Consider the following 22,131-nt stretch of genomic DNA (forward strand, 5'->3'; position numbering starts at 1 on the left):
TCATGCCCCGCTGGTGGCCAACTGGTCGGTCAGCTTCATGTAACCGGTTTCCAGATCAAGTTCAGATCGAATCAGAAGTTCCACCGGATAAGGCATGGACCACAACTCGCCTCGCAATTCAAACTGCAAGAGATTGTGGTGTCCCATCAGGTCGGCTGGTGCCGACGCCTTCACGCTCAGTGTGCCGGGGAGTATTCTGGGTTCGAAGTTGACGATCGCGTCAAATATCCGGCGCTCCAGATCAAGCCAGTCGACACCGGAAAAATTCTTACCGGACAACACCGGGATTCCGAAATTGATCACCGAGCGCTGAACTTCAGGATACAAATCCAGTTGCCCGTCGGTGTCATACGCCGTGGTATTCAACAACCAGACCAAATCGCGCAAGACGGTTTTTTTTAGCCGCCCCTTCGACACAACAGAATTTTGCAGTGTCTCGTTTCGCTGGTCGGGATCGTCATCGGTCAAACGATCCAGCAACGCGGGCTGGAGACGATCTCCCACAGCGCGACTGATGCTTTGATCGTTCATAGGTGTAGCGGAAAAATCTTTACAGGTTAATCCGTCTGAAGCGAACGGAAACTGTCAAGGTGCCGCGATTGTTTTCTGAGCAAACACGATCTCACGGGTGTCCAGGATCGGATGCTCACCCACATCGGAAGTCCACATCCGTTGACCCAGACCCACCCAAACATCGGGGCTTTTTTCAACCCAGTCAGTGGCACGGCAACGACGCAAAGCATCCCCATTAGGTGAGTCTGTTTTGGCGGTCTCCGGATACCTGGACGGAATAAATGCGGGCACGCGACCCTGGTTCGGAAGACTCAGTTCCGCAGGTGCCCACACCATATCACGCAAATCTGCCGGTGCGTCAATCTTGATGGCTGAACAGGATTCAAACGGCAACCAGTAATACTGCCCGTTGACAATCACCTCACAAATAGGCCCAAGGCGCGAATCGCCATCTGCCACCCATTCGCACGTCACATTGTCAACCGTGCACGGTGTCGCCGAGGCCTCGTCCATGGCGCGCATTCGTAAATCGCTCGCCGCTGCCGAGTCCTGCTGCACCCCTTCCACCCTGAGTGCCTCCATCATCAAACCAACCCACGCAGGCGGCGTTCCCATGATCTGTGGCGTCCTCTTGCCCGCAAACACATCGTTGCGAAAAGTTTCACAACGAATGGCTTCGCGGTAAGCCTGAGCCATTGGCAACGCCTTGGCATCAAGCTGGGCACACACCTGAAGTTGGGCCAGCGCGCGCTGCCAATCGCCCAGCAGGCAAAGCAACTGAAACAAGTGAACCCGAAGCTTGGCGTTGCTGGCATCCCCACGCACTTGCTTCTGGAGTTCACTGAGTTCTTCGTTCAGGGTCTTATTGGCACTCAAGGGGCCGCCTTTCGTGGTGATGGCACAGAATCTTGCTCCAGCGACGATCAATATTTCGTATTGGCCTTCGCATCCCAACCGCTCTCGATCGGGCCACCTTCTTTTCCGCCCTTGTCGTTTTGCGGTTGATATTTGAACTTGCTCTTGGAGAAGTTGATGCTATAGCTGCAGGTTGGTTCCGGCGCGCCAGTGCTATCCGACATCTGGTAACTGGTGACAAAACAGTCTTCGAGAACCACTTCAACAAAATTAACTGGAGATGCCCCGCCCGCCTTCGACTCATGCAACTCTATCTTGCCGATGTGCTGGCCTGAGCACATGAAGCCAAACAACACCGGGCTTTCCTTGCCCGCCTTCACGGTGAAGTGGAAGTCCTGGAACGACACCTTGCCAGAGCCAGCACCAGATCCGTAGGATTGTGTTGAGGCCTGGCTACCGCCAAAACTATAAGTCTCAATTTCGATCCAGTCTTTGTGCGCTTTTTCCCCGCAGGTCCCTTTTGCGCCCTCAACATTCAAATACATAGAATTTGCCATGACATACTCCTTTGGTGTGATAAAAGTAAGACAACTACGGCGCGCCCCCTTAACGCGCCACAAAGAAACGGGGTCAGAACATCGAAAAAAAGTGCTTCAACGTCAGCAAAATCAACCAGCCGATTTTGCTGAAGGCAGTTTGGACACCAGGCGCAACGACACCGTCAGACCTTCAAGCTGGTAATGTGGCCGCAGGAAAAACTTGGAGGTGTAGTAACCCGGATTTCCTTCCACCTCTTCCACAATCACTTCAGCAGCCGCCAATGGACGACGGGCCTTGGTTTCCTGGCTTGAGGTTTCCGGGTTGCCATCAACATAGTTGGTGATCCAGTCATTCAGCCAGCGCTCCATGTCAGAACGCTCTTTGAATGACCCAATTTTGTCGCGCACGATGCACTTGAGGTAATGCGCAAACCGGCAGCAGGCAAACATATAAGGTAACCGAGCGGCGAGATTGGCGTTGGCGGTCGCATCAGCATCGTAGTACTCGGACGGCTTGTTGAGTGATTGAGCACCGATGAACGCGGCGATATCCGAGTTCTTCCGGTGCACCAATGGCATGAAGCCATTTTTTGCCAACTCGGCTTCGCGGCGATCGCTGATGGCGATCTCAGTCGGGCATTTCAGATCAACCCCACCATCATCTGATGGGAAGGCATGAGCAGGCAAATCGGTTACAACCCCACCGGACTCGACACCCCGGATGGAAGTACACCAACCATACTCTTTGAACGAGCGGTTGATGTTGGCCGCCATAGCAAAAGCCGAGTTCGACCAGGTGTACTTGGCGTGACTGCCGCCTTCCGTGTCCTCTTCAAAATCAAACTCATCCACCGGATTGGTTTTGGCACCATAGGGCATCCGCGACAAATAGCGCGGCATCGCCAGGCCGACATACTTGGAGTCATCAGACTCGCGCAGGCTACGCCACGCTGCATACTCGGTGTTCGAGAAAATCTTGGTCAAGTCACGGGGATTGGACAGCTCTTGCCAGGATGTCATCTGCATCAGGTTTGGCGACGCGCCGGCAATAAAGGGTGCATGGGCAGATGCTGCAACCTTGGCCATCTCACCCAGCAATTCCACATCAGGTGCGCTATGGTCAAAGTGATAATCCCCGACCAGGCAGCCATAGGGCTCACCGCCAAACTGTCCGTACTCTTCTTCGTAGAGTTTTTTGAAGATCGGGCTCTGATCCCACCCCGCGCCCTTGTAACGGCGCATGGTTTTGTGCAGTTCCTTTTTGGAAATATTGAGAACCCGGATTTTCAGCATTTCGTCCGGATCGGAATTGTCAATCAGATACTTCAAACCCCGCCAGGATCCTTCCAACCTTTGGAAGTCGTCATGGTGAATGATCAAATTCACCTGGTCAGAGAGTTTTTTATCCAGCTGCGCAATCAGTGCCTCGATGGTGCGGTAGGCATCGGTGGAGATCGTGCCGCTGAATGCAAGCGCCTGTTGCGCCAAGGTTTGAACCGCTGACTCGATGGCCCCACGCGCTTCATCGGTTTTTGGTTTGAACTCTTTGCTCAGCAAAGACGCAAATTCGTTACCCTGAAATTCGACTTGACTCAGAGCCGATACGGATTGGGATTCGGTTGCCATTTCTTTATCCTATTCGGGTTTAACTTATGCTGCAGAGTCAGCAGGTTTTGGCACTGCCGACAAGGAATTCAACAAGGCCGGATCTTGCAGGACTTTGGCCAATAGTTCTTCCGCGCCGGACTTGCCATCCATGTATGACAGCAGATTGTGCAGTTGAGTGCGTGCTTCCAGCAACTGATTGAGTGCACCGACCTTTTTGGCAACAGCGGCAGGAGAAAAGTCATCCATGCTTTCAAAACTGACATCAACCGACAGATAACCGTCACCGGTCAGGGTGTTGGGAACGTTGAAGGCGACGCGCGGCTTCATGGCCTTCATACGCGCATCAAAATTGTCGTAATCGATCTCGGCAAACTTCCGGTCAGCAATATCCGGCATCTCCACCTCAGACTTGCCAGCCAAGTCCGCCATCACGCCCATCACGAACGGAATCTGAACCTTTTTTTCCGATCCGTAAACCTCAACATCGTATTCGATCTGAACACGTGGTGCACGGTTCTTGGCGATCCACTTTTGTCCACTTTTCTTTGCTGACATGGTTAACTACTCCTGTTAAAAAGCTGCGATTGAAATCTTCCAATGACCGTCTCTGCATTCATCTACTGTTCTGGCAACTTACCCCCGGTGATGAGTTGCAATTGCTGGACCGAATCTGGCGACAACTCCAACATGATGTCAAGGAAATTTCGGTCCAACATGTTTTGAGCGCGACGCGCAAATAAAACAGCGGGGTTGCTCGGTTCGTACCGCTCCAGATACTCGCAGATACGCTCCAAAGCCCGGTTGACGTCGGCCCGTGACCGAATGGCTCCTGATGCTACCAGCGAACCGGAATTCTCAACCGCACCTGGGTTTTCCAGTTCTTCGGGGCCAGAATCGTCACTGGCCGAGCCAGTTGATCCTTCACCGACCCGGTCAATCATGAGGCTCACAGACTTAAGCAAAGCCATCATGGCAGAAAGGTCAGGTTGCTCGCCTGAGCCAAATCGCTCTCCCACCAATACGTTCAAGGCGGTTATGGCGGCACGTGCTTGCCTGAAGTCGTCCACGGCACCAACGTTTGCCTTGGCTGCGTTCGCCAGCGCCATGGTGATCTGAGCGTCTGAATAACGGGCAGAAGAATCTTTTGCCATGCACAGCTCGACATCTCGAACCGTGATTTGCAGGGGCTGACTGACGAGACTGCTGGCACGAAAGGTTCGCATGATGCCTGAGCCATCAGAAAAACCACCTCCGCTGTCGGACAACGCCGATAGGGCATTGATCCGCAAGTAAGGATCTTCATCCCCATCAATGACCATGCGCGGATGCACGTCATCCCAATAACGCTCGCACAGGCTCAACACCAAAGAGACGCCGGCTGAAAAACCAGCGACACCGTGAAGATGGGTTGAAGCCAAGGTCAACCAGACCACCACACGGATGTCTTTTGTCCGGCTCAGCAGTTCGGTGGCCATGCGCTCTACAGAACGCCACTCTGGCTCGACGGCAGGGATGACGGTGTCGCCAAACTGCTGTTCTGGCTTTCCCACAACGGCCTGGGACAACGCCAAAAAGTCCCCTTCGTACTCGCAGTCGATCCCACAGGGCGACGCATCCGACAAGGGCTCTGCAAGCCGACTTAAATCAACCAAAGCATTTCCTTATTGTTTGACCTATATCAAAGACCGCCACAATGTCAGGCAGTACTAAGGAGACTATTAAACTATTTTTTTATGACGCCTGCAAGGCTTCTTGAAACAAAATATTCTCGTTCACGACTGAGGCGCATAGCCCCACATCACCGGAATCACCGTGCTGAGTTCGTCGCCCGACTCATCTTGTTCGTTCGCCAAAACCCTCACCAGTATCGCGCTGAAATTATCATGCCCCGAGGGCATGCGGGTCTGGACCAGTTGCTGCAGTCGGCTGGCCCAAATCTCCAGTGTTTCACTGGTTCGATTGAGTTCGCACAGTACTTGATCTTCGAGCAACTCCCAGACACCGTCACTACAAAGCATGACTGCATCACCAGTCTGCAGCTCAATCGGTGTTTTGGTGATATACGGTGAAATTCTCTCGGCATTGGCCCCGAGTGAGGCATACAGCACATTGCGCCGTGGATGTTGACGCAGTTTATCGACCGGATAAAGACCCGCATCGACAAAACGCTGAACCAAACTGTGATCGTAGGACTGCGCGATCACCCGATCTCCACGAAAAATATAACAGCGCGAATCGCCCAAATTACCCAGCAAAGCCTGCCGACGTTCGTAATTGATCATGACAGCCACAAAGGTGGACGCCATATGCGCCAGCCGAGGTTCGTTCTTTTGCTTCTGGGTGACCGCTTCATCCGCTTTCTCTATGCAGAGTTGCAATGTATCCGGGGAAAAAACCGGCAAGCCCATAAAAACTGTCTTGGCCGCGTCAATTGCCGTTCTGGAAGCGACATCGCCGCCACCCTGCCCGCCGGCACCATCGGCCAGCAAGAACAACTGAACCGCGCCGAATGCCTCGCATTGACCGATCGCATCTTCGTTGTAATCCCGGCCCCCACTGTGCGTGAACGTGGTGCTGCCGATGCGAAATGCACTGGTTGAACTCATTAAATACTTCCGGAATGTGTGGCGTGCGACTTGACGCGATTGGTTTCCTGCTCATAGGCCTCCAGAAAGGAGCGCCCAAAGATGCTTTGGAAATCATCCTCGGCTTCACGCCTGATCTTGGCATACTGCTCCAGATAAATCTCCCAAAGCTTGGTTTTTCGGATCGACGGCATGAGACTATCAAGCAATGAACCGCCCGCAAGCCGTTTTTCAAGGGCAGACGGATCAAATCGCCCCAATACTTCCGTTAAGGCGGCGCGCGTTCCGGCAATCACACCGATCTCGTGCGCCCGCAAGTCATCAAACGCATCGCGCATCGCCTGATCCGCACGCATGAAACCCGGCATCTTCTTGCCCAACATCTGTTGAAGCGCCGACTCGGCGTTGGGCAGGAACTTAAGCGGATTGTTGGACTGCGACGAAATGATCGTGACACTGGCCTGAAGTTCAAGTTTGGTCGCCGCACGCGCCGCCAGCATATCGATGGCACCAGCCGTCGCGGTACGCAGCAGTCCGCCAATCACGGTCATCAATTCAGGTGTCAACCCACCTGGCAGGGCACCGGGCGGCAGCCCGACAGCGTTGAGGAACGCAGCGGTCAATGCGTCGGCATTCGCATTTGCCGCAGGTTGACCCTGGCTTGCACCGGCAAAAAATGGCGATGGCGATGACGCACCATAGGACGGGCGAGCGTCTGGAAAAAAGGCCTTGGGTGGCTGGTAAGCGCCGCCGATCTCCGGCAAATCGTCACGAACCGGTGCATACATCGACGCACCAGGTGCGTCAGCAGCGACTCCAAACATCGCCAGGGGATCGCTGTTCTCGGTGTTGGCTGTCAACCCGTTGATGGTGGGTGCCGGACCCATCCCAGCAGAAGGCTCGGCGCCGATCAAACCCGCAAAAGGTGATGCTGCGGAGGGAGAAAACAGGGCATCAATCGATAAATCCCCGCCGCCGATCGCGACATCAGCCTGCGCTGCACCACCACCCAACATTTGCGACAACGGATCCGCTGAGTTGCGAGACACCTCGGATGGCAGGGCAAACGGATTGAAGTCTTCCGGAATGATGGCAACCTGTGGGCGCTGCGATGGCAGACTGGATGGCATCGGTGCAAACACCGAGGCTGAGGTTACGGTTGGAGAGGGTGCCGGATTCGGTGCCGAATGGGCGGCACCGTAAAACCCGGAAGGCCCCCCGTAACCCGCAGCATGCATCCCGGAACCATTGGACGGCACACCCAACCCAAGCAAGTCTGCAAACGGATCGACTTCTCCGTGTGGCGAAGCCGCCGGTATTCCAGCTGGCATATATTGGGCTACCGTTGGTGGCGGTGCGGGTGCTGGTCGCGGAACCGGCGGCAGTGCAGGTGCAGGTGCAGGTGCAGGTGCAGGTGCTAGCGGCGCGATGACTTCCGGGATGGCTTTGGCGGGCATCAAGTCCGCAAATAAATCGGCAAACGGGTCCCCTGCGTTAGCGGGCGCAGGGATACCCATCAGCGCAGCCAGCGGGTCTGGCTGCCCCAAGGCGAGACTCGAGACAATCGGTTCGGCAAGCTTGATCGGCTGGAGCTGCAAGGTGGGCTGCACGTGCGCGATGAGTGTATCTTCGGTATCGCTGCGTCCATGGGTTCTGACCCGCAAGACAAACGGTCCGATCTCGATCAGATCACCGGCGTGCAGCCGCATTTTTTCACCATGGTTCAACAGCGTGGTCCCGACACTGATCGGCAGCGTGGTACTGGCATTGGCAACGGTCGGCACACCGTCGGGAAAGGTGATCGACGCGTGAAGGCGCGATACCCTGCGGTGCTTGTCCTGCAACACCATTGTGTTGCCTTCGTCCCGCCCAATGGTGCCACCCACCCCGGAAAAAGCGCAGCGGCGATCCGACGCGGGAACCGAATCGATCGACACCACCTCCAGAGTGATTTCAGACATGAAACGCGTTGCCTCGAATCGATGCTTGCCCAGTGTAGGCGTCTACTTGATTTTCATGTTCTTGCGCGCGCTCAAGAACTGGGGACCCCACACCGGATGCCCCTGCTCAGCTGCAGCCAGATCAAATCCCGGGTCCAGTTTGAAGGCAAGCTCGAAGGTTTTGCGGCAGGCAACGACTGCACGGGTCAGACACTGGGAAAAGGCCAGAGTTTTCAACGCCTTGAGCTGCCCGGGTATGTTCAGGGCCGGGTCCGTGGTGAGCGGTGACAACTGCTTCATGGCCGATGTGTACTCGCCGCGCTCAAAACTTGCTACGGCATCAGCGAGGTTCTTCTCACTGGGAGAGGGTTCTGGAGCCACAACCACAGGAGGTGGCGGTGGCGGTGGGGTCACAACGGGCACCACCGGCGGTTGCGGCGCAGGCGCTTGCGCGGGTGCCGCGGCTGGCTGCTTGTAAGGCGCTGGCGCGGTTGCACAACCCGCTACAGCGATACCGATCAGGCCGATCAACAGCCACGTAGATGTCTTGTTCATGAATACTCCAACTGAAATCGAAAATTAGTATTTGGCAAAGTTATGCCGCAGCACCGAGGTCTTGCCTGGCGTCACCTTGACCGTCCGTTTGACGGTTTCAACAGCAGGGTTCTGGATTTCAATGTCATGGGAACCCGCCGGCAACCTGATCGACAACACCGGTGGGACGGTGCCCTTCGCTTGGCCGTCCACAAAAACTGTGCCCCAGCCGCCCACCAGTTCGACACGCACCAGACCGGTTGTCGGATCTGCCGGGGGTTTTGCCGCGGAGGCGACTGGCAAAGCGACCGGGCTGGCCACGGGTGCCGCCTCAACAGGAGCGACAACCGGCACGACAGTCGGCTCTGGAGGCACCGGGGATGGACTGACGGATTCTGACGCAGCCACAGCCACAGCCGGGGCGCTAACCACCTCCGGTGCTGACGCCACGGGAGCTGGAGCGGGCACACTGGCAACCGGGCCAGCCAGCGGCGCAGGTGGCTCACCAGGGCCAGATGCGTTGAATGCACCCGACATAAATAGACCCACGCCGACCAGCAACAAAGCCACGGCAGCGAGGCCCAACCATAGGCCTGAAGAAGACTTGGGTTTGGGTTTGCTCGCAGCAGCCACCGTCGAGCTCGCCCCCGGCACCGCTGCTTTCTTGTTTGGTTCGAGCACCTTGGCTGGCACAGGCGTGACAGGTGCCCTGGGCGCATCAACCGGTGCCAACAACAAATCGTCAATCGACGCACCGGACGCAGCAGCCACTGGCTCTGGCACTGCCGGCGGCGGTTTGTTTGCTGACGCCGCAAACTCGACGACAGCCTGTCGCTCAGGTGCGGCGGGAGTCATCAGCATGGTGGCTTGAAAATCTGCTTCCGGTGCCGGTTTGGTGATTGGTTTATGGATGACGGTCGAGACCAAGGGCGTGGTGACCCAACCCAACGCGGCGCGTAACTCCTCGATACTCTGATACCGGTTTTCGGGCAACACCGCCATACATTTCATGACAACGCCTGACAGTCGCTCGGAGAATTCTCCAACGGCGATTTCGGCCACTGGCTTGAGCGGGTCACTCATCATGCGTGAGATGGCCTGAACAGGCACTTTGCCGGTCATCACGTGGTACAACAAGCCACCAATGGCGTAGATGTCGGTCCAGGCACCTTGCGGCATCGACCCATCATCGTAATACTGCTCAATAGGCGCATACCCTGGCTTCAAAACCGTGGTCAACGCCTGGGTCATGCCACTGATGATCCGGCGTGCCGCGCCAAAATCCATCAACACCGACTTGCCGTTGGGCAATACCAAAATGTTGTCGGGTGCGATATCGCGATGAAAACAACGCTCGTTGTGCAGTTCCTTGAGCGCCAGCAAAATGGGGTCAAGTGTCTCGCACAGCCACTGCTCAGTAATCTGTTGCCGCGACGACCTCAAGGTCTCGCGCAAAGTGACGCCCCGGTAATACCGCATTGCCATGTAGCCGGTTCCATTGGCCTCCCAAAAGCGAAACACTTCAACCAGGCCGGGGTGCGAAAACTTGGCCAGCATCTTGGCCTCGTTGATGAAGCTCGACAAACCCGCAGTGAAGGTCTTTCGATGCTCCTCAGACTTCACCGTCACCCCGCCATCGGACGCACGCTGCGCGAACGCGGAAGGCAAATACTCCTTGAGTGCCACGATGCGCTCAAGACTCGAGTCGTGTGCACTGTAAACAATTCCGAAGCCACCCTCACCAATCACGCCAGTGATCTCAAACTCGGCCAGTCGCGTCCCGACCGGAAGCGAGCTGGAGGCAGTTTTCAACACAGGACTCGGAGTATTCATGTCGTTTTCATTTGAATGTATGCGATATGGACTGCGCAGACTCAGCCGTCACCACAATGGTTTGGGTAAAGGTTGGTGAGTCAGGCTTGGCGATTTCGATGGTATGCGGCCCGATCGACAGTTCGAGCTGGCGCAACTGCGTGCTGTTGGAGATGCCGCGGGTAATCCCGTCGACCACCACAGTGCCCCAAGGTACGATATTGAGCTTCACCAGACCGGTGGTCGCCACTGACACTGCGGGCACTGCGCTCGCAGCGACCACTAGTCCTGGCATGGTCTGCACCGATGGCGCAGGCAACGCGGCCTTTGTCTCGGGTGTGGTTGGCTTGCTGGCCGGAGACGGACTCTCGACTGCGGCCGGCCGCATCACCAGGTAACCGGCAATGATGGCTACCCCCAGACCGACCGTTATCAACGGCACCTTGATGTCCTTCTTGGCAACGGGCGCTGCCAGGGGTCCTGCGGCAGCCTTCGCTGAACGATCAGCACGTGTCGATGGGGTGCTCACAGATTGCGCCGCCATTTGCGTCACATTTTGCGTGATTTGCCGACTGACGCTGGGGGAAACCACCACCGTGGCATCCGAATCGGCCAGCAAGGTCGGCTCAATCCGGTCCCCGGGACGCGCATACGATGCGCTGGGCAAGGTCATGACCCGCGTGGGCTTGGCGATGGTCCAGCCCAGCATCTCACTGAACTGCTGGATGTTCTGCAAGCGGTCTTCAACCCGGACCGCCATGGCCTTGGACACGGCTTCCGAAAACACACTCGAAAACCGCTCACCCGTGAGCGCCTGAACCGTTTGCAGCGGATCAGAGAGCAAACGCGAAACCGCTTGCATGGGCGGTTTGCCGGTTGCCAGGTGGTAAAGCACCCCGCCCAGCGCGTATACATCGGTCCACGGACCCTGCTTCATGGTGCCGTCATCCACATACTGTTCGATGGGTGCGTAGCCCGGCTTGAGCACTGTGGTCAGTGCCTGCGTCCCGTCACCAATGATGCGGCGGGCCGAGCCAAAGTCAAGCAGCACGGGCCGCCCGTCCGCCAACATGATGTTGTCAGGGGCGATGTCACGGTGGTAAACCTGCTCACGGTGCAACATCTCCAGCGCGTCAAACACCGGTGCCATGGTCTGGGCGATGGTTTCTTCATCAAAAACCATGTCGCCGCGTGCCAGATGCTGGCGCAGCGTCTCGCCGGAGTAATAACGCATGGCCATGTAGGCGGTGCCGTTACCCTCCCAGAATCGATAGACCTCCACCAGAGAAGGATGGGCAAACTTGGCCAGCATCTTGGCTTCGTTGATAAAGCTGCGCAATCCAGCCTCGTAGGTCGCTTGGTGATTGGCCGCGCGCACGGCGACCCGCACCCCTTCCACCCGCCCTGCGAAAGCCGATGGCATGAACTCCTTGACCGCCACCACGCGGTCAAGATTTACGTCCTTGGCCAGGTAAACAATGCCGAACCCGCCCTCACCGACCAGACCAATGATCTCGAAGTCGGCAATCACCGTACCGATGGGCAGGCAATTGGCGTGTGTGGCCAGCAAATTGGTTGACGGAGTTGACACTATGGACTTTCAGATTTCGTTGCGACAAAAGATAACAGCAAATAAACCTTCCTGCAGCGGTGTTTCTAAAACTCCATGCCGACTTCAGCTTCGGTCTTGGTTTGCGTGCTGCCAACCATGCGTTTTCTGACCGCGTCGACTGCGGCTGCCTTGCCCTCGGCAAAAAGATCGGCGGGTGCGCCTTTTTCGTTGCCCAGCAAGGTCACAGCGGTCACCAGCAACATCACATTCTGTCGCGCTACGCTGACTTCGCGTATCTTGCCTTTGACTTCAAAACTGTACACCACGTTCTGGCATTTGCCTTGAGGGCCGACACAATGGGTAAAGTCCTGCCGGTAAGCTACCGCCAGGCCCACCAGCGCCTTGGCCTGCGCCTCGCGATCTTCCCGCTGCTTGGCCAACTTGCGCTCGTTTTCTTCCAGTGCAGCGATCTTGTTTTTAGCCAGTGTATGGCGATCACATTCATCCTGCGGGAAAGACTCCATGAACTTCTTCAGGGCTGCGACATTCCGGGCGCGGTTATAGGCACGCGAACACAAGGTGGCCGCAGATACACTGGCCGATGCCTCGGCGACCGGCCCTTCCGCCGAAGCAGCACCCGCCGGCGCATCAGCCGCCGCTGCCGCCTCCGCAGGCGGTGGGATATAAAACGTCATCACCCCACTGGCCGTCGGGCGGCCCGCCGCAAACTCACCTTCAAACTTGTCACCAGAACCCCAGGTATACACACCCTTGCCCTGCGGTACACCGTCAAGGACCTGCCCGGTATAAGTGTCGCCCGAGGCAAACTTGATCACACCTTGCCCCACCGGTCTGTCATTCACCCAGGCACCGTCATAACTGCCACCGTCGGCAAAACGCATGACGCCCTGCCCTTCCTTACGGTTGGCGCGCCAGTCGCCCTCATAACGCTGACCATCCTTCCACTCTGCCACACCTTTGCCGTCACGCATACCTTTGAGCCAGGTGCCGGTATGACGGTCCCCGTTGCGATGGGTCAGCGTGCCAATGCCCGACTGCTCACCAGCCAAAAACTGGCCCTGATAAACGTCACCGTTAGAAAACTTGAACACCCCTTGCCCGGACGGGCGATCGTCCTGCCAGGCACCGTTGTATTCGGTCTTTTCGGCATATACCATCCGACCTTGCCCCATCCGTTTGCCGGCGCGGAAGCCGCCGGTATATACATCACCCTTTGGCGACGACCATTCCCCCTCGCCGTCCGGTTGATCGTTGCGCCATTCGCCCTTGTAGCGTTGGCCGTCCAACCAGACATAGGTGCCTTGCCCGATTTTTTGCCCAGCCTCCAAGCGACCCTCAAATGACCTCCGGTCAAAAAACTCGACCCGCCCTTCACCGGAAATCAGCCCCGACTTCTTGTCGAGCGTGAATCGACCTTTATAAACTGCGTCTTCCGCCCGAATTTCAACGATCGGGCCATTTGCTAGCGTTGAGACTGCGACAGGCGATTCGGCTACAGGGGACGTACCCTGAACAGTTGGACGGACCACCGGCGCCGGACCGGGTGCCGGCGCTGCAGATTTTGGGCTTGTCTGACGCAACTGGTGCAGAACAACATGCTGGCGCAGCAAAGCAGGTGCCACCTTCTCGACACAGCGGTCATTGCTACAGTCCTGAATGTCATCCAGACGGGTCAATCTACCAGCGGTAAACAGGCCGCGCAGGATGTATCGCAGCTCCCCCGCACCAAAACCCAAAACATCGCCCACGCCCGCGGCCTTGCCCTCTACACAATCGCCCGTCCACGACACCGTCAACTGATCAATAGCCGGAATTTCCCCCACCGTGCACTGATTCTGAATGTCCTGGGCACTTGCCTTTGACTGCGCGTGGGCGTGAAACGCTATTCCAGCCGCCAGGCTGAAACACAGGATTGCATTCACGAGTCGAATTCGGACATTCATACTAAAACATGGAACTATAGGACAGCAGCGCATAGACGCCTAGGCTATCCGCCCTATGGTCAGCGCCAATATAAACGCCATACGGATGCCTGCCAAGGCATGTTGAGCTGATTCTTACATAAATGCGACGGTGAGCCATCGCAAAATCCCGGGCCATCCCAGCCTTTCAATCATTTAACGAGCTGGTTCAGCTGAATGATGGGCAGCAAAACCGCCAGCACAATCAACATCACCACCAGACCCATGGCCACAATCAGTAGCGGCTCCAGCAGGGTCGCCAGTTGCATGGCACGGCGTTGCACCTCGGTGCCCAATTGCCTGGCGGCGCGTTGCAGCATCAGCGGGAGTTGCCCGGTTTGCTCGCCCAGGCGGGCAAACATGGCCAAAAGCGGCGGGAACCGCTTTTTCTGTGCCAGCGCAGTGGCCAGCGGCGCGCCCTCGCGCACCAGCACCAAAGCATCCTGAGCGTCTTGTTGCAAGGCGCGGTTCGACAAGGTCTCTGCCGCTGCTTGCAGTGCCTTCAAAATCGGGACACCGGCCGCTGCCAGCATGGCCAGCGTGCTGGCAAACCGCGCGGCGTTGTAACTGCGTGACAAACGGCCCAATATCGGCAGATTCAACCAGGCAGCATCCACTTTTTCATGAAACTGTGCGTTAGCCATGGCCAGTCTTAAACTGATCGCTCCCGAAATCATGGCAAGCAGGAGCAGCCAGCCATAGCTGCGCACAAAACTGCTCACACCAATCATCACCACGGTCAACAGCGGCAGCGCCCGTTTGCTGCTGGCAAACACCTGCGCCACCTGAGGCACGACATAGGTCACCAAGAACAGCACGATCACCAGCGCCACCAGTGACACGATGACCGGGTAAAGTGCCGCGCCGATCAGCTTGGCCTTGAGCGCCTGCTGCTCTTCCAGATCGTCAGCCAGTCGCTCCAGCACCAGCCCGAGGTCGCCACTTTGTTCACCGGCACCGATCACGGCCACGTAGATCGCTGAAAACTCGCGCGGATGCTGGGACAAGGCTTTGGCAAATGGGGATCCGCCATTCACCTCGGCCCGCAGGGTTGCCACCAACTCGCGCTCCGGTGCTTTCTCCGCCTCATCGGACAGCGAAGTAAGCGCGCGCTCCAATGGCAAGCCCGACGAAACCAGGCCCGCCAACTGTCTCGTCCAGACCGTCAGGGCAACCGCGCTGAACACCGGACGTCGCGAGCTCCAGCCCGCACCGGTCGCGCCTGCCGCAGTCGACGTGCCCGCAGGTTCCACCTTTAAGGGCACCAGTCCTTGCTGGCGCAACTGTCCCCGCGCCGCTTTGGCAGAGTCCGCGTCGATCACGCCGCGGCGTGTATCACCGGCGGTGCCAAGGGCTTCGAAAGCGTAGACTGGCATGCAGAGTCAACCGTCTTTCCACTTGATGGAACAGCCGATGCTGGCAACCTGCTGAGCCGGACCGTGGCCGGTCTGCGCCACCTGTCGCATGGCCTCCAGCAGATCACACGCACTTCCCGCGGGAGCCGCCTCCTTGCGTGACGCATCAAAGCGACCCCGATACTGCAACTGCCCGGCTGCGTTCAAACCAAAAAAGTCCGGTGTACATACGGCCCCCCAGGACCGGGCAACCGACTGGTCTTCGTCGTACAAATAGGGGAACGGAAAATCCTGCGCGCGCGCCAGTGCCTTCATGTTGTCAAAACTGTCTTGTGGATATGTCGTGGCATCGTTCGATGAGATGGCCACCACACCCAGACCGAGCGTCAGCAGTTCACGTGCGACGCCCAGTACGCGCGGCAAAATCGCCTGCACATACGGGCAATGGTTGCAAATGAACATCACCAGCGTGCCGTGCTGTCCTTGCACTTCAGACAAGGTCCAGCGCCGCCCATCCACACCAGGCAGGTTAAAGCTGGGGGCTAACCAGCCGAACTCACATACCGGGGGAATCGCTGCCATGGGCTTTGCTCCAGATGAAATGCAGAAAAATAATCAATTTCAATAGCTAACAATGCTTTACAGGTATGGGCTAGATGTAAAAATCTCACTCAACTTGGCTCAATCGCGCGTGACCCGCAAAAGTTCCTCGCGGCTGGTCAGCCCCCGTTGTACCAGCCGCTCACCGTCTTCCCGCATCAGCATCATGCCAGCAGCTTGCGCCGCCGCACGGATATCGGCCTCGGCCGCGCGGCCGTGAATCTGGGCACGGATAGCATCATCGGTGACCAGCAACTCAAACACGCCACTGCGCCCCGCATAACCGGTGTGGCCACAATGCTCACAGCCGGCCGGCTGATAGACGCCGCTCAGATCCACGGCGGTTGCACCCGGGAGCGCACCCTGCCTGCACTGCGAACACAGTTTTCGCACCAGACGCTGCGCCAGCACCCCCAGCAAGGAACTCGACAACAGGAACGGCTCCACGCCCATGTCGGTCAGTCGTGTCACGGCACTGGCGGCGTCGTTGGTGTGCAAGGTCGCCAGCACCAGGTGACCGGTCAGCGAGGCCTGAATGGCAATCTGCGCTGTCTCGAAATCACGGATTTCGCCAATCATGATGATGTCCGGGTCTTGCCGCAGGATAGCGCGCAGTGCCTTGGCAAAGTCGAGCTCGATCTTGGGGTTGACCTGGGTTTGACCCACCCCGGCCAGCTCGTACTCGATCGGATCCTCCACCGTCATGATGTTGTTGCGACCGGCGTCGAGCCGGCTCAAGGCGGCGTATAAAGTAGTCGTCTTGCCCGAGCCAGTCGGTCCGGTCACCAGCACAATGCCGTGTGGCTGGGCAATCAGCCGCTCAAATTTCTGCAGCACATCACCTTGCATTCCCAGGGCTTCCAGGCTTAAGCGCCCCTCAGACTTATCCAGCAGACGCAGCACCGCGCGCTCGCCGTGGGCGCTGGGCAGGGTCGACACCCGCACGTCGACCGCCCGCGTGCCGATGCGCAATGAGATGCGCCCGTCCTGCGGCAAGCGACGTTCGGCAATGTCGAGCTCGGCCATGATCTTCAGCCGGCTGATGAGCGCCGCGTGCAGCGCCCGGTTGGGCTGCACCACCTCGCGCAGCGTGCCATCGACCCGAAAACGCACCGATGAGTGGCGCTCGTAGGGTTCAATGTGAATGTCGCTGGCGCCGTCGCGTGCCGCCTGCGTCAGCAAGGCATTGAGCATGCGGATGATGGGCGCGTCGTCGGCGGTCTCCAGCAGGTCTTCGATGGCCGGCAGCGCCTGCATCATGCGGCCGAGGTCGGCGTCGCTCTCGACCTCGCTGACCACCGCGGCAGCACTCGACTCCCCCTGGGCGTAGGCCGCGCTGATGCGCTGAACCAGCGCCGCACCGCCCTGGCTTTGCAGCCGACAGTGCGGGTATTTACGAAGCACCTCGCCCAGCGCCGCCGGGATTGATTGGGCGTGCACCCGCAGGGTGAGCTGCTCGGCGTCGTCTTCAAGCAGCACCTGGTGGGTGCGGGCAAAGGCGTAGGGCAATGGATAACGCATGGTGTGGTGCAAAAGACAGAGATCTGCGACCGGGCCTTATTTGGCTGGCGCAGACGGTGCCACGGGCAGCGTGCCGTTACCCGTCAGGCTCTTTACGCCGGCCGGTGGGGGTGCGCTGGGCAGCATGGGTGAATCGTTCACCGGCACCAGGCTGCTGGGCAACGGCTGGTTGTCTTTGAGGCCTGAGCGCATCATGTCGTAGCGGTCCAGCGACAGGCGCTCGGAATCGCGCGCATCGCGCACCACCACCGGGCGCAGGAACACCATCAAATTGGTCTTCTTGCGACTGCGGGTTTCGCTCTTGAACAGGTTGCCAAGCACCGGCACATCACCCAGACCCGGCACTTTTTCGGTATTACCGGAGTATTCGTCCTGCAACAACCCACCCAGCACCACAATGTTGCCGTCGTCGACCAGCACATTGGATTCGATGGTGCGCTTGTTGGTGGTCGGACCCAGCACATTGTTCAGGGTAGAGGCCAGCACGCTCGAGACCTCCTGGTAAATGGTGAGTTTGACCGAGCCGTTCTCGCTGATTTGCGGCTTGACCTTGAGCGTCAGGCCCACATCCTTGCGCTCGATGGTCTGAAACGGGCTCACCGTGGCGCTGCTGCCAGTGCTGCTGTTGGTGAACTGTCCTGTGACAAAAGGCACGTTCTGGCCAATCACGATCTTGGCCTCCTCGTTGTCCAGCGTGAGCAGATTCGGGGTGGAGAGCACGTTGCCGCTGCCCGAATCTTCCAGAAAACGCGCCAGGAAGCTCAGCACATACACGCCATTGGTGTCTTTGACCGCGCCAAAGTTCAGGCCGCGCGCCGGCAGCACCGCACCGGTCGCCGCGCCTGCAGCCAAGCTGATGATGTTCTTGCCGGCGGTGCCAAAGTTGCTGCCCAGCAACCCGATCACGCTGTTGCCGGCCGACCCGAGCGCGCTTTGCCACTGGATGCCAAATTCGGCCGCCTTGTCAACACTCACCTCGGCAATCAGGCTTTCGACAAACACCTGGGCACGCCTGGCATCCAACTGGTCGATCACCGCCCGTAGCTGACGGTACTGGGGCTCAGGCGCGGTGATGATCAGCGCGTTGGTTGAGGCATCGGCCTGGATCTGCCCGCCGGTCGTCGCCGTCGAGGCGATGGCTGGCGCACCCGGTGTGGCCACCGGAATCGGGCTGGCCGCCGCCACACCGCTGACGGCCGCGCGCAAGGTAGTTGCCAGCTTGGTGGCATCGGCGTTTTTCAGGTACACCACATGGATATTGCCCGCCGCGCCGCCACCGGCCTGCGCATCGGGCTGATCAAGTTTGCCAATCAGCGAGCGCGCCAGCGCCAGTTGCGCGGCATTGGCGGCCCGCAAAATCAAGGCATTGGCGCGTGGCTCGGCCAGCAGCGTGGTCTTGAACGAGGTGTCGGCCTGGCCGGCCGGCGCTGCGCCCGTGCTGTTGCCCATCAAGCGCAACACCAGCGGTGCCAGGTCGGTGGCCATGGCGTGTTTGAGCACAATCACCTCGACATCGGTGGCGTTGGCCACATCCATCGCGGTGATGATGCGCCCCAGGCGGCGCAGGTTGTCGCCGTAGTCGGTGATCACCAGCGAGTTGTTGCTCGGGTTGGCGTTGATGGTGTTGTTGGGGCTGATCAGGGGGCGTAGCACCGGCACCAGGTTATTGGCGTTTTCGTGATTGAGGCGAAAAATCTGCGTCACGATCTGGTTGCCCTGCGGCGACCCCTCGGTGTCGCCACCACTCACGGTGACACCCGCGGTTTGCAGCTTGGCATCGGCCTCTGGCACCACTTTGTAGAGCCCCCCCGCATCGACCAGGGTGTAGCCCTGCAAGCGCAGTGCGGCCACAAACTGGTCAAGCGCCACGGCGGGACTGACCGGCTTTTCGGTCACCAGATTCAGCACCCCCTTGACACGCGGGTCCACCACCACATTGCGTCCGGTGATACTGGCAAAGGTGCGCGCGACCGCCTCGATCTCGGCCGCCTGAAAGTTCAGGGTGACCGGCTCACCTCGCGCCGCCGGTGCCTTGGTCTGTGCCAGCAGATTGCTTGAAAAAACGCCAATAGCGCCCGTCAAAAAAGCGCTGACAGCGATCGATGCAAGAGTCGACCTGGAGGACCGGGTTTGCCAATTTGCCATTCGGATTCAACCTAGCTTGATGAACGAGCGCTCGCCACTGCGCCGCCCGATGATGTTCAAAAGATTCGACAATGCAGCCTGCGACTCCGGCGCACTGCTGGCCTCGCCCACAAAACGCAGTTTGCCACCGACCCACTCGCCACGCCCGGAAAGTTGCAGCTGCCCGGACAGCGTGGCCAGCAGCAGCTCGGGTGCCGCGCCACCATTCAGGCTGACCCGGTAGCTGCCCATGGGCCGCAAAGTGCTCAGACGCGATGCCATATCCAGCGCGTCCAGGCGGGCATTGCCGCTGAGCTGCACGCGACCTTGCACCCAGTTGACATGCAAGCCCTGCGTGTGCAATGCCAGTTGCCCCTGCGCCTGGATGGTGTTCCACGGCGTACCCAAACCACTGAGCCATTGCGCTGGCCACTGCGACTGATGGTCTGAAAACGCCAGTGCCGCGCCGCGCCAGCCGGGTGAAAGGCGCCATACCCAGGGTTGCGTCAGGCAGCAGTCGGCTTGCAGCTGCAGGGCCAGTACCGGACCTGAAGAATAGGCAGGTCGCAAGCGCCACACCATCCGACCGGGCAGACTCGCAGCATCCAGACTGCCGGCACCACCGGTCAATTTCACGCGAGCCGATCCGTCCCACACCGAGCCCAGCGGGTCATCGAGTGTCAATTGCCCGCCACTGACCTGGCTGACCAGGCCACCGAGCCAGCGCGCCGGGGCAAACAGCAGCACCGCACCCAAGCCACCCAACACCATGCCCGAGACGGCCCAGCCCCACGGCGAACTCGGCGTGCGTACACCAGAATGTCTCATGACGTTGGCAACACAAACACCACCACACCATCCCAGCTGCCCAACGTGTTGCGCTTGAGTCGCACCTCCACCGGTAACAGGTGCGCGTTTTGCCGAACACTGGCCAACCATAACGCCAGCGGCTGCGCTTGTGTGCCTTTGAGCGTGACCACCAGACGCTCCATTTGCACCGTCAGCCCGGCCGATTCACCCAGCGACTTGAGCGCGGTATCAAAGGCGCGCCGCGCCTCAGGTTCAGTCAGCGTGGGCAGCGCGAGCAAAGCACGTGCCTGCTGCTGCAGGCGCTGCATCTGCTGCAACTGGGCATCCAGCGCCAGCCGTTGCGGATCAGCCACCTTGAGCACCGCCAACGCTGGCGCCAGCGCCAGCCACCACAGCAGTGCTCCACCCACCACAGTCAGGGCCATCAACAGCAGCCGCTGTTCCCGGCGCGCAAGCGCCTGCCAATACGATTGCACGGTGCCGCGCCAGCTCATGGCTGGCCTCCGGCGCCAAGCAGCCAGGTGTCGGCCTGCAGACTGACTTTCAAACCACGGGACTGCAGCGCGCGGATCAGCTGCTGTTGCTGCTCTGGCGCCAGACCAGGGCCAGTAAGACGCAACTCACCAGCTACATACTCTATAGCTGTTGGCGAGTATCCTTCGGGCGCCAGAGTCGAGAATGACGACAAAATGCCTTCCAGATCAGCGCCCCCCAACTTGGCCCGGGTTCGCTGCAACAGCGCCAGTTCACGCGCCATTTGCAGCGGCGCATCCACCACCACCGCAATTTTGGGAAATGTCTGCGTCAGCACCGCACGGATCTGATCACGCTGTGCCTGCAGCTTGGCCTGCTCGCGCAGCGCCCACGCGTTCAGACCGATCAGGTTCACCGCCACCAATGCCAGCAGCGACCAGCGTGCCGCGCGCCAGGCCGGTGCCCGCAGCAAACTGCGAAGCGCTTGTGACCACATGGCCCAGCGCCGGTCACGCCGTGCATGCGCCAGATCAAACTGAGCCAGATCCCAGGCGCTTTGTGCCGCTTGCAGCAGTCGCTGCGCCCGCTGTTGCAGCACTACAGGGCGACGAAACAATTGCTCGGCCAGTTGCGCCACGGCAGGTTCCGCGACCACCTGGCGCAGCATCGCTGCCTGACCTGCAGGCGTCAAACTCGCAGGCGATGGTCCAGCCGCATCAGCGGCGGGCTCCAGCAAGGCAATCGACTCGGCCGTCAGCGGGCACACCAGCACCCCGTCGCTCAACACCGTCTTGTGATCCGGCGCGTCTGCCCGCAGCAGTCCCGCCAGTTGTGCACCGTTGGTCTGTTCCGTCACATACAGATCGTCTGCCAGCGCCTGGACTGACAGCTCCGGAACGATGCGAACCACCTCGTGACCGGCAAGGGCCAGCGTTTTCAGCGCGGCATGTATGGCCTCCCGGGCCGTGGCGACCACCCAGACCGGTGTCCCCGTCACCGCCTGTGGCTGCAGCGCCAAATGCAGCTGTGCGGGCTCGTCGAGCAACTGGTCTTCGAGCAACCCCTCCAGAATCGCGCGTAACCGCGTGCCACCACGTTCACCAAGCACCTGGCGCGGCAGGCTGCCGGGTGGCAACTTGACCTGATGCCACGACAACCCTTGCGCCGGCAGAACCAGCACCACCTCATGCTGCGCCGAGGTGGGCAACAAGGACAACGGCACACGGGCGTGAGCGGCCACTGTGCTGCCGTCAAGGCTGAGCACGTAATCAAACAGCGCCGAGGGGTTGGCACTATCCGGTGGCAGGTAAAGAATCAACTGGGACAT

The 22,131-nt window shown here is 59.0% G+C and carries 19 protein-coding genes; all 19 read right to left on the reverse strand.

Features of this window, described 5'->3' with window-relative positions; all coding sequences use genetic code 11:
- Positions 1-531: a type VI secretion system baseplate subunit TssE gene (gene tssE / locus KBF66_RS08580; protein WP_296655119.1), complete on the reverse strand. Its 531-nt coding sequence runs from the start codon at positions 529-531 to the stop codon at positions 1-3.
- A 54-nt stretch (positions 532-585) separates the two neighbouring features.
- A complete protein-coding gene (locus KBF66_RS08585) occupies positions 586-1,389 on the reverse strand; it encodes a type VI secretion system accessory protein TagJ (protein WP_296655121.1) in 804 nt (267 codons plus the stop codon).
- 47 nt (positions 1,390-1,436) lie between these two features.
- A complete protein-coding gene (locus tag KBF66_RS08590) occupies positions 1,437-1,925 on the reverse strand; it encodes a type VI secretion system tube protein Hcp (RefSeq protein ID WP_296655123.1) in 489 nt (162 codons plus the stop codon).
- 111 nt (positions 1,926-2,036) lie between these two features.
- On the reverse strand, positions 2,037-3,533 hold the full coding sequence (tssC, locus tag KBF66_RS08595) for a type VI secretion system contractile sheath large subunit (protein WP_296655125.1): 1,497 nt from the start codon (positions 3,531-3,533) through the stop codon (positions 2,037-2,039).
- Between the two features lie 24 nt (positions 3,534-3,557).
- The gene (gene tssB / locus KBF66_RS08600; RefSeq protein WP_296655127.1) at positions 3,558-4,070 is read right to left on the reverse strand and encodes a type VI secretion system contractile sheath small subunit; all 513 of its coding nucleotides are present in this window, start codon (positions 4,068-4,070) and stop codon (positions 3,558-3,560) included.
- A 62-nt stretch (positions 4,071-4,132) separates the two neighbouring features.
- Positions 4,133-5,167, reverse strand: coding sequence for a type VI secretion system protein TssA (gene tssA, locus KBF66_RS08605; protein ID WP_296655130.1), 1,035 nt, complete (start codon positions 5,165-5,167; stop codon positions 4,133-4,135).
- 120 nt (positions 5,168-5,287) lie between these two features.
- Positions 5,288-6,121 (reverse strand): PP2C family serine/threonine-protein phosphatase, encoded by an 834-nt coding sequence (locus KBF66_RS08610; RefSeq protein WP_296655131.1) that lies wholly within the window; start codon positions 6,119-6,121, stop codon positions 5,288-5,290.
- Positions 6,121-8,061, reverse strand: coding sequence for a type VI secretion system-associated FHA domain protein TagH (tagH, locus tag KBF66_RS08615; RefSeq protein WP_296655133.1), 1,941 nt, complete (start codon positions 8,059-8,061; stop codon positions 6,121-6,123). Before tagH ends, KBF66_RS08610 begins: the two co-directional genes overlap by 1 nt.
- 42 nt (positions 8,062-8,103) lie before the next feature.
- On the reverse strand, positions 8,104-8,595 hold the full coding sequence (locus KBF66_RS08620) for a TssQ family T6SS-associated lipoprotein (protein WP_296655135.1): 492 nt from the start codon (positions 8,593-8,595) through the stop codon (positions 8,104-8,106).
- A 24-nt stretch (positions 8,596-8,619) separates the two neighbouring features.
- Entirely contained in the window at positions 8,620-10,407 is a 1,788-nt protein-coding gene (locus KBF66_RS08625) for a serine/threonine-protein kinase (protein WP_296655137.1), read from the reverse strand.
- A gap of 7 nt (positions 10,408-10,414) precedes the next feature.
- Positions 10,415-11,977 (reverse strand): serine/threonine-protein kinase, encoded by a 1,563-nt coding sequence (locus KBF66_RS08630; protein WP_296655139.1) that lies wholly within the window; start codon positions 11,975-11,977, stop codon positions 10,415-10,417.
- A gap of 65 nt (positions 11,978-12,042) precedes the next feature.
- Positions 12,043-13,881 carry a hypothetical protein gene (locus KBF66_RS08635; protein WP_296655142.1) on the reverse strand — a complete coding sequence of 613 codons (1,839 nt, stop codon included), beginning with the start codon at positions 13,879-13,881 and terminating at the stop codon, positions 12,043-12,045.
- Positions 13,882-14,072: 191 nt separating this feature from the next.
- The gene (gene gspF / locus KBF66_RS08640) at positions 14,073-15,296 is read right to left on the reverse strand and encodes a type II secretion system inner membrane protein GspF (RefSeq protein WP_296655146.1); all 1,224 of its coding nucleotides are present in this window, start codon (positions 15,294-15,296) and stop codon (positions 14,073-14,075) included.
- Positions 15,297-15,302: 6 nt separating this feature from the next.
- Positions 15,303-15,857, reverse strand: a complete 555-nt coding sequence (locus tag KBF66_RS08645; protein ID WP_296655148.1) for a thioredoxin family protein — start codon at positions 15,855-15,857, stop codon at positions 15,303-15,305.
- A gap of 99 nt (positions 15,858-15,956) precedes the next feature.
- The gene (gspE, locus tag KBF66_RS08650) at positions 15,957-17,396 is read right to left on the reverse strand and encodes a type II secretion system ATPase GspE (RefSeq protein WP_296655151.1); all 1,440 of its coding nucleotides are present in this window, start codon (positions 17,394-17,396) and stop codon (positions 15,957-15,959) included.
- A gap of 36 nt (positions 17,397-17,432) precedes the next feature.
- Positions 17,433-19,541, reverse strand: a complete 2,109-nt coding sequence (gene gspD, locus KBF66_RS08655; protein ID WP_296655154.1) for a type II secretion system secretin GspD — start codon at positions 19,539-19,541, stop codon at positions 17,433-17,435.
- Between the two features lie 6 nt (positions 19,542-19,547).
- The gene (gspN, locus tag KBF66_RS08660) at positions 19,548-20,348 is read right to left on the reverse strand and encodes a type II secretion system protein N (protein WP_296655157.1); all 801 of its coding nucleotides are present in this window, start codon (positions 20,346-20,348) and stop codon (positions 19,548-19,550) included.
- Positions 20,345-20,824, reverse strand: a complete 480-nt coding sequence (gene gspM, locus KBF66_RS08665) for a type II secretion system protein GspM (protein ID WP_296655159.1) — start codon at positions 20,822-20,824, stop codon at positions 20,345-20,347. Before gspM ends, gspN begins: the two co-directional genes overlap by 4 nt.
- Positions 20,821-22,131 carry a type II secretion system protein GspL gene (gspL, locus tag KBF66_RS08670; RefSeq protein ID WP_296655163.1) on the reverse strand — a complete coding sequence of 437 codons (1,311 nt, stop codon included), beginning with the start codon at positions 22,129-22,131 and terminating at the stop codon, positions 20,821-20,823. Before gspL ends, gspM begins: the two co-directional genes overlap by 4 nt.

It is taken from the genome of Rhodoferax sp. (genome assembly GCF_018063565.1).
In the GTDB taxonomy this organism is placed as follows: Bacteria; Pseudomonadota; Gammaproteobacteria; order Burkholderiales; family Burkholderiaceae_C; genus Rhodoferax.

What these genes read in the sequence shown, in the direction of transcription:
- tagH (WP_296655133.1), bottom strand. Translation starts at nt 8,061, where the DNA reads ATGTCTGAAATCACTCTGGAGGTGGTGTCGATCGATTCGGTTCCCGCG.
- gspN (WP_296655157.1), bottom strand. Translation starts at nt 20,348, where the DNA reads ATGAGACATTCTGGTGTACGCACGCCGAGTTCGCCGTGGGGCTGGGCC.
- KBF66_RS08620 (WP_296655135.1), bottom strand. Translation starts at nt 8,595, where the DNA reads ATGAACAAGACATCTACGTGGCTGTTGATCGGCCTGATCGGTATCGCT.
- KBF66_RS08590 (WP_296655123.1), bottom strand. Translation starts at nt 1,925, where the DNA reads ATGGCAAATTCTATGTATTTGAATGTTGAGGGCGCAAAAGGGACCTGC.
- tssC (WP_296655125.1), bottom strand. Translation starts at nt 3,533, where the DNA reads ATGGCAACCGAATCCCAATCCGTATCGGCTCTGAGTCAAGTCGAATTT.
- gspM (WP_296655159.1), bottom strand. Translation starts at nt 20,824, where the DNA reads ATGAGCTGGCGCGGCACCGTGCAATCGTATTGGCAGGCGCTTGCGCGC.
- KBF66_RS08625 (WP_296655137.1), bottom strand. Translation starts at nt 10,407, where the DNA reads ATGAATACTCCGAGTCCTGTGTTGAAAACTGCCTCCAGCTCGCTTCCG.
- KBF66_RS08610 (WP_296655131.1), bottom strand. Translation starts at nt 6,121, where the DNA reads ATGAGTTCAACCAGTGCATTTCGCATCGGCAGCACCACGTTCACGCAC.
- tssB (WP_296655127.1), bottom strand. Translation starts at nt 4,070, where the DNA reads ATGTCAGCAAAGAAAAGTGGACAAAAGTGGATCGCCAAGAACCGTGCA.
- gspE (WP_296655151.1), bottom strand. Translation starts at nt 17,396, where the DNA reads ATGCGTTATCCATTGCCCTACGCCTTTGCCCGCACCCACCAGGTGCTG.
- gspL (WP_296655163.1), bottom strand. Translation starts at nt 22,131, where the DNA reads ATGTCCCAGTTGATTCTTTACCTGCCACCGGATAGTGCCAACCCCTCG.
- tssE (WP_296655119.1), bottom strand. Translation starts at nt 531, where the DNA reads ATGAACGATCAAAGCATCAGTCGCGCTGTGGGAGATCGTCTCCAGCCC.
- gspF (WP_296655146.1), bottom strand. Translation starts at nt 15,296, where the DNA reads ATGCCAGTCTACGCTTTCGAAGCCCTTGGCACCGCCGGTGATACACGC.
- gspD (WP_296655154.1), bottom strand. Translation starts at nt 19,541, where the DNA reads ATGGCAAATTGGCAAACCCGGTCCTCCAGGTCGACTCTTGCATCGATC.
- KBF66_RS08645 (WP_296655148.1), bottom strand. Translation starts at nt 15,857, where the DNA reads ATGGCAGCGATTCCCCCGGTATGTGAGTTCGGCTGGTTAGCCCCCAGC.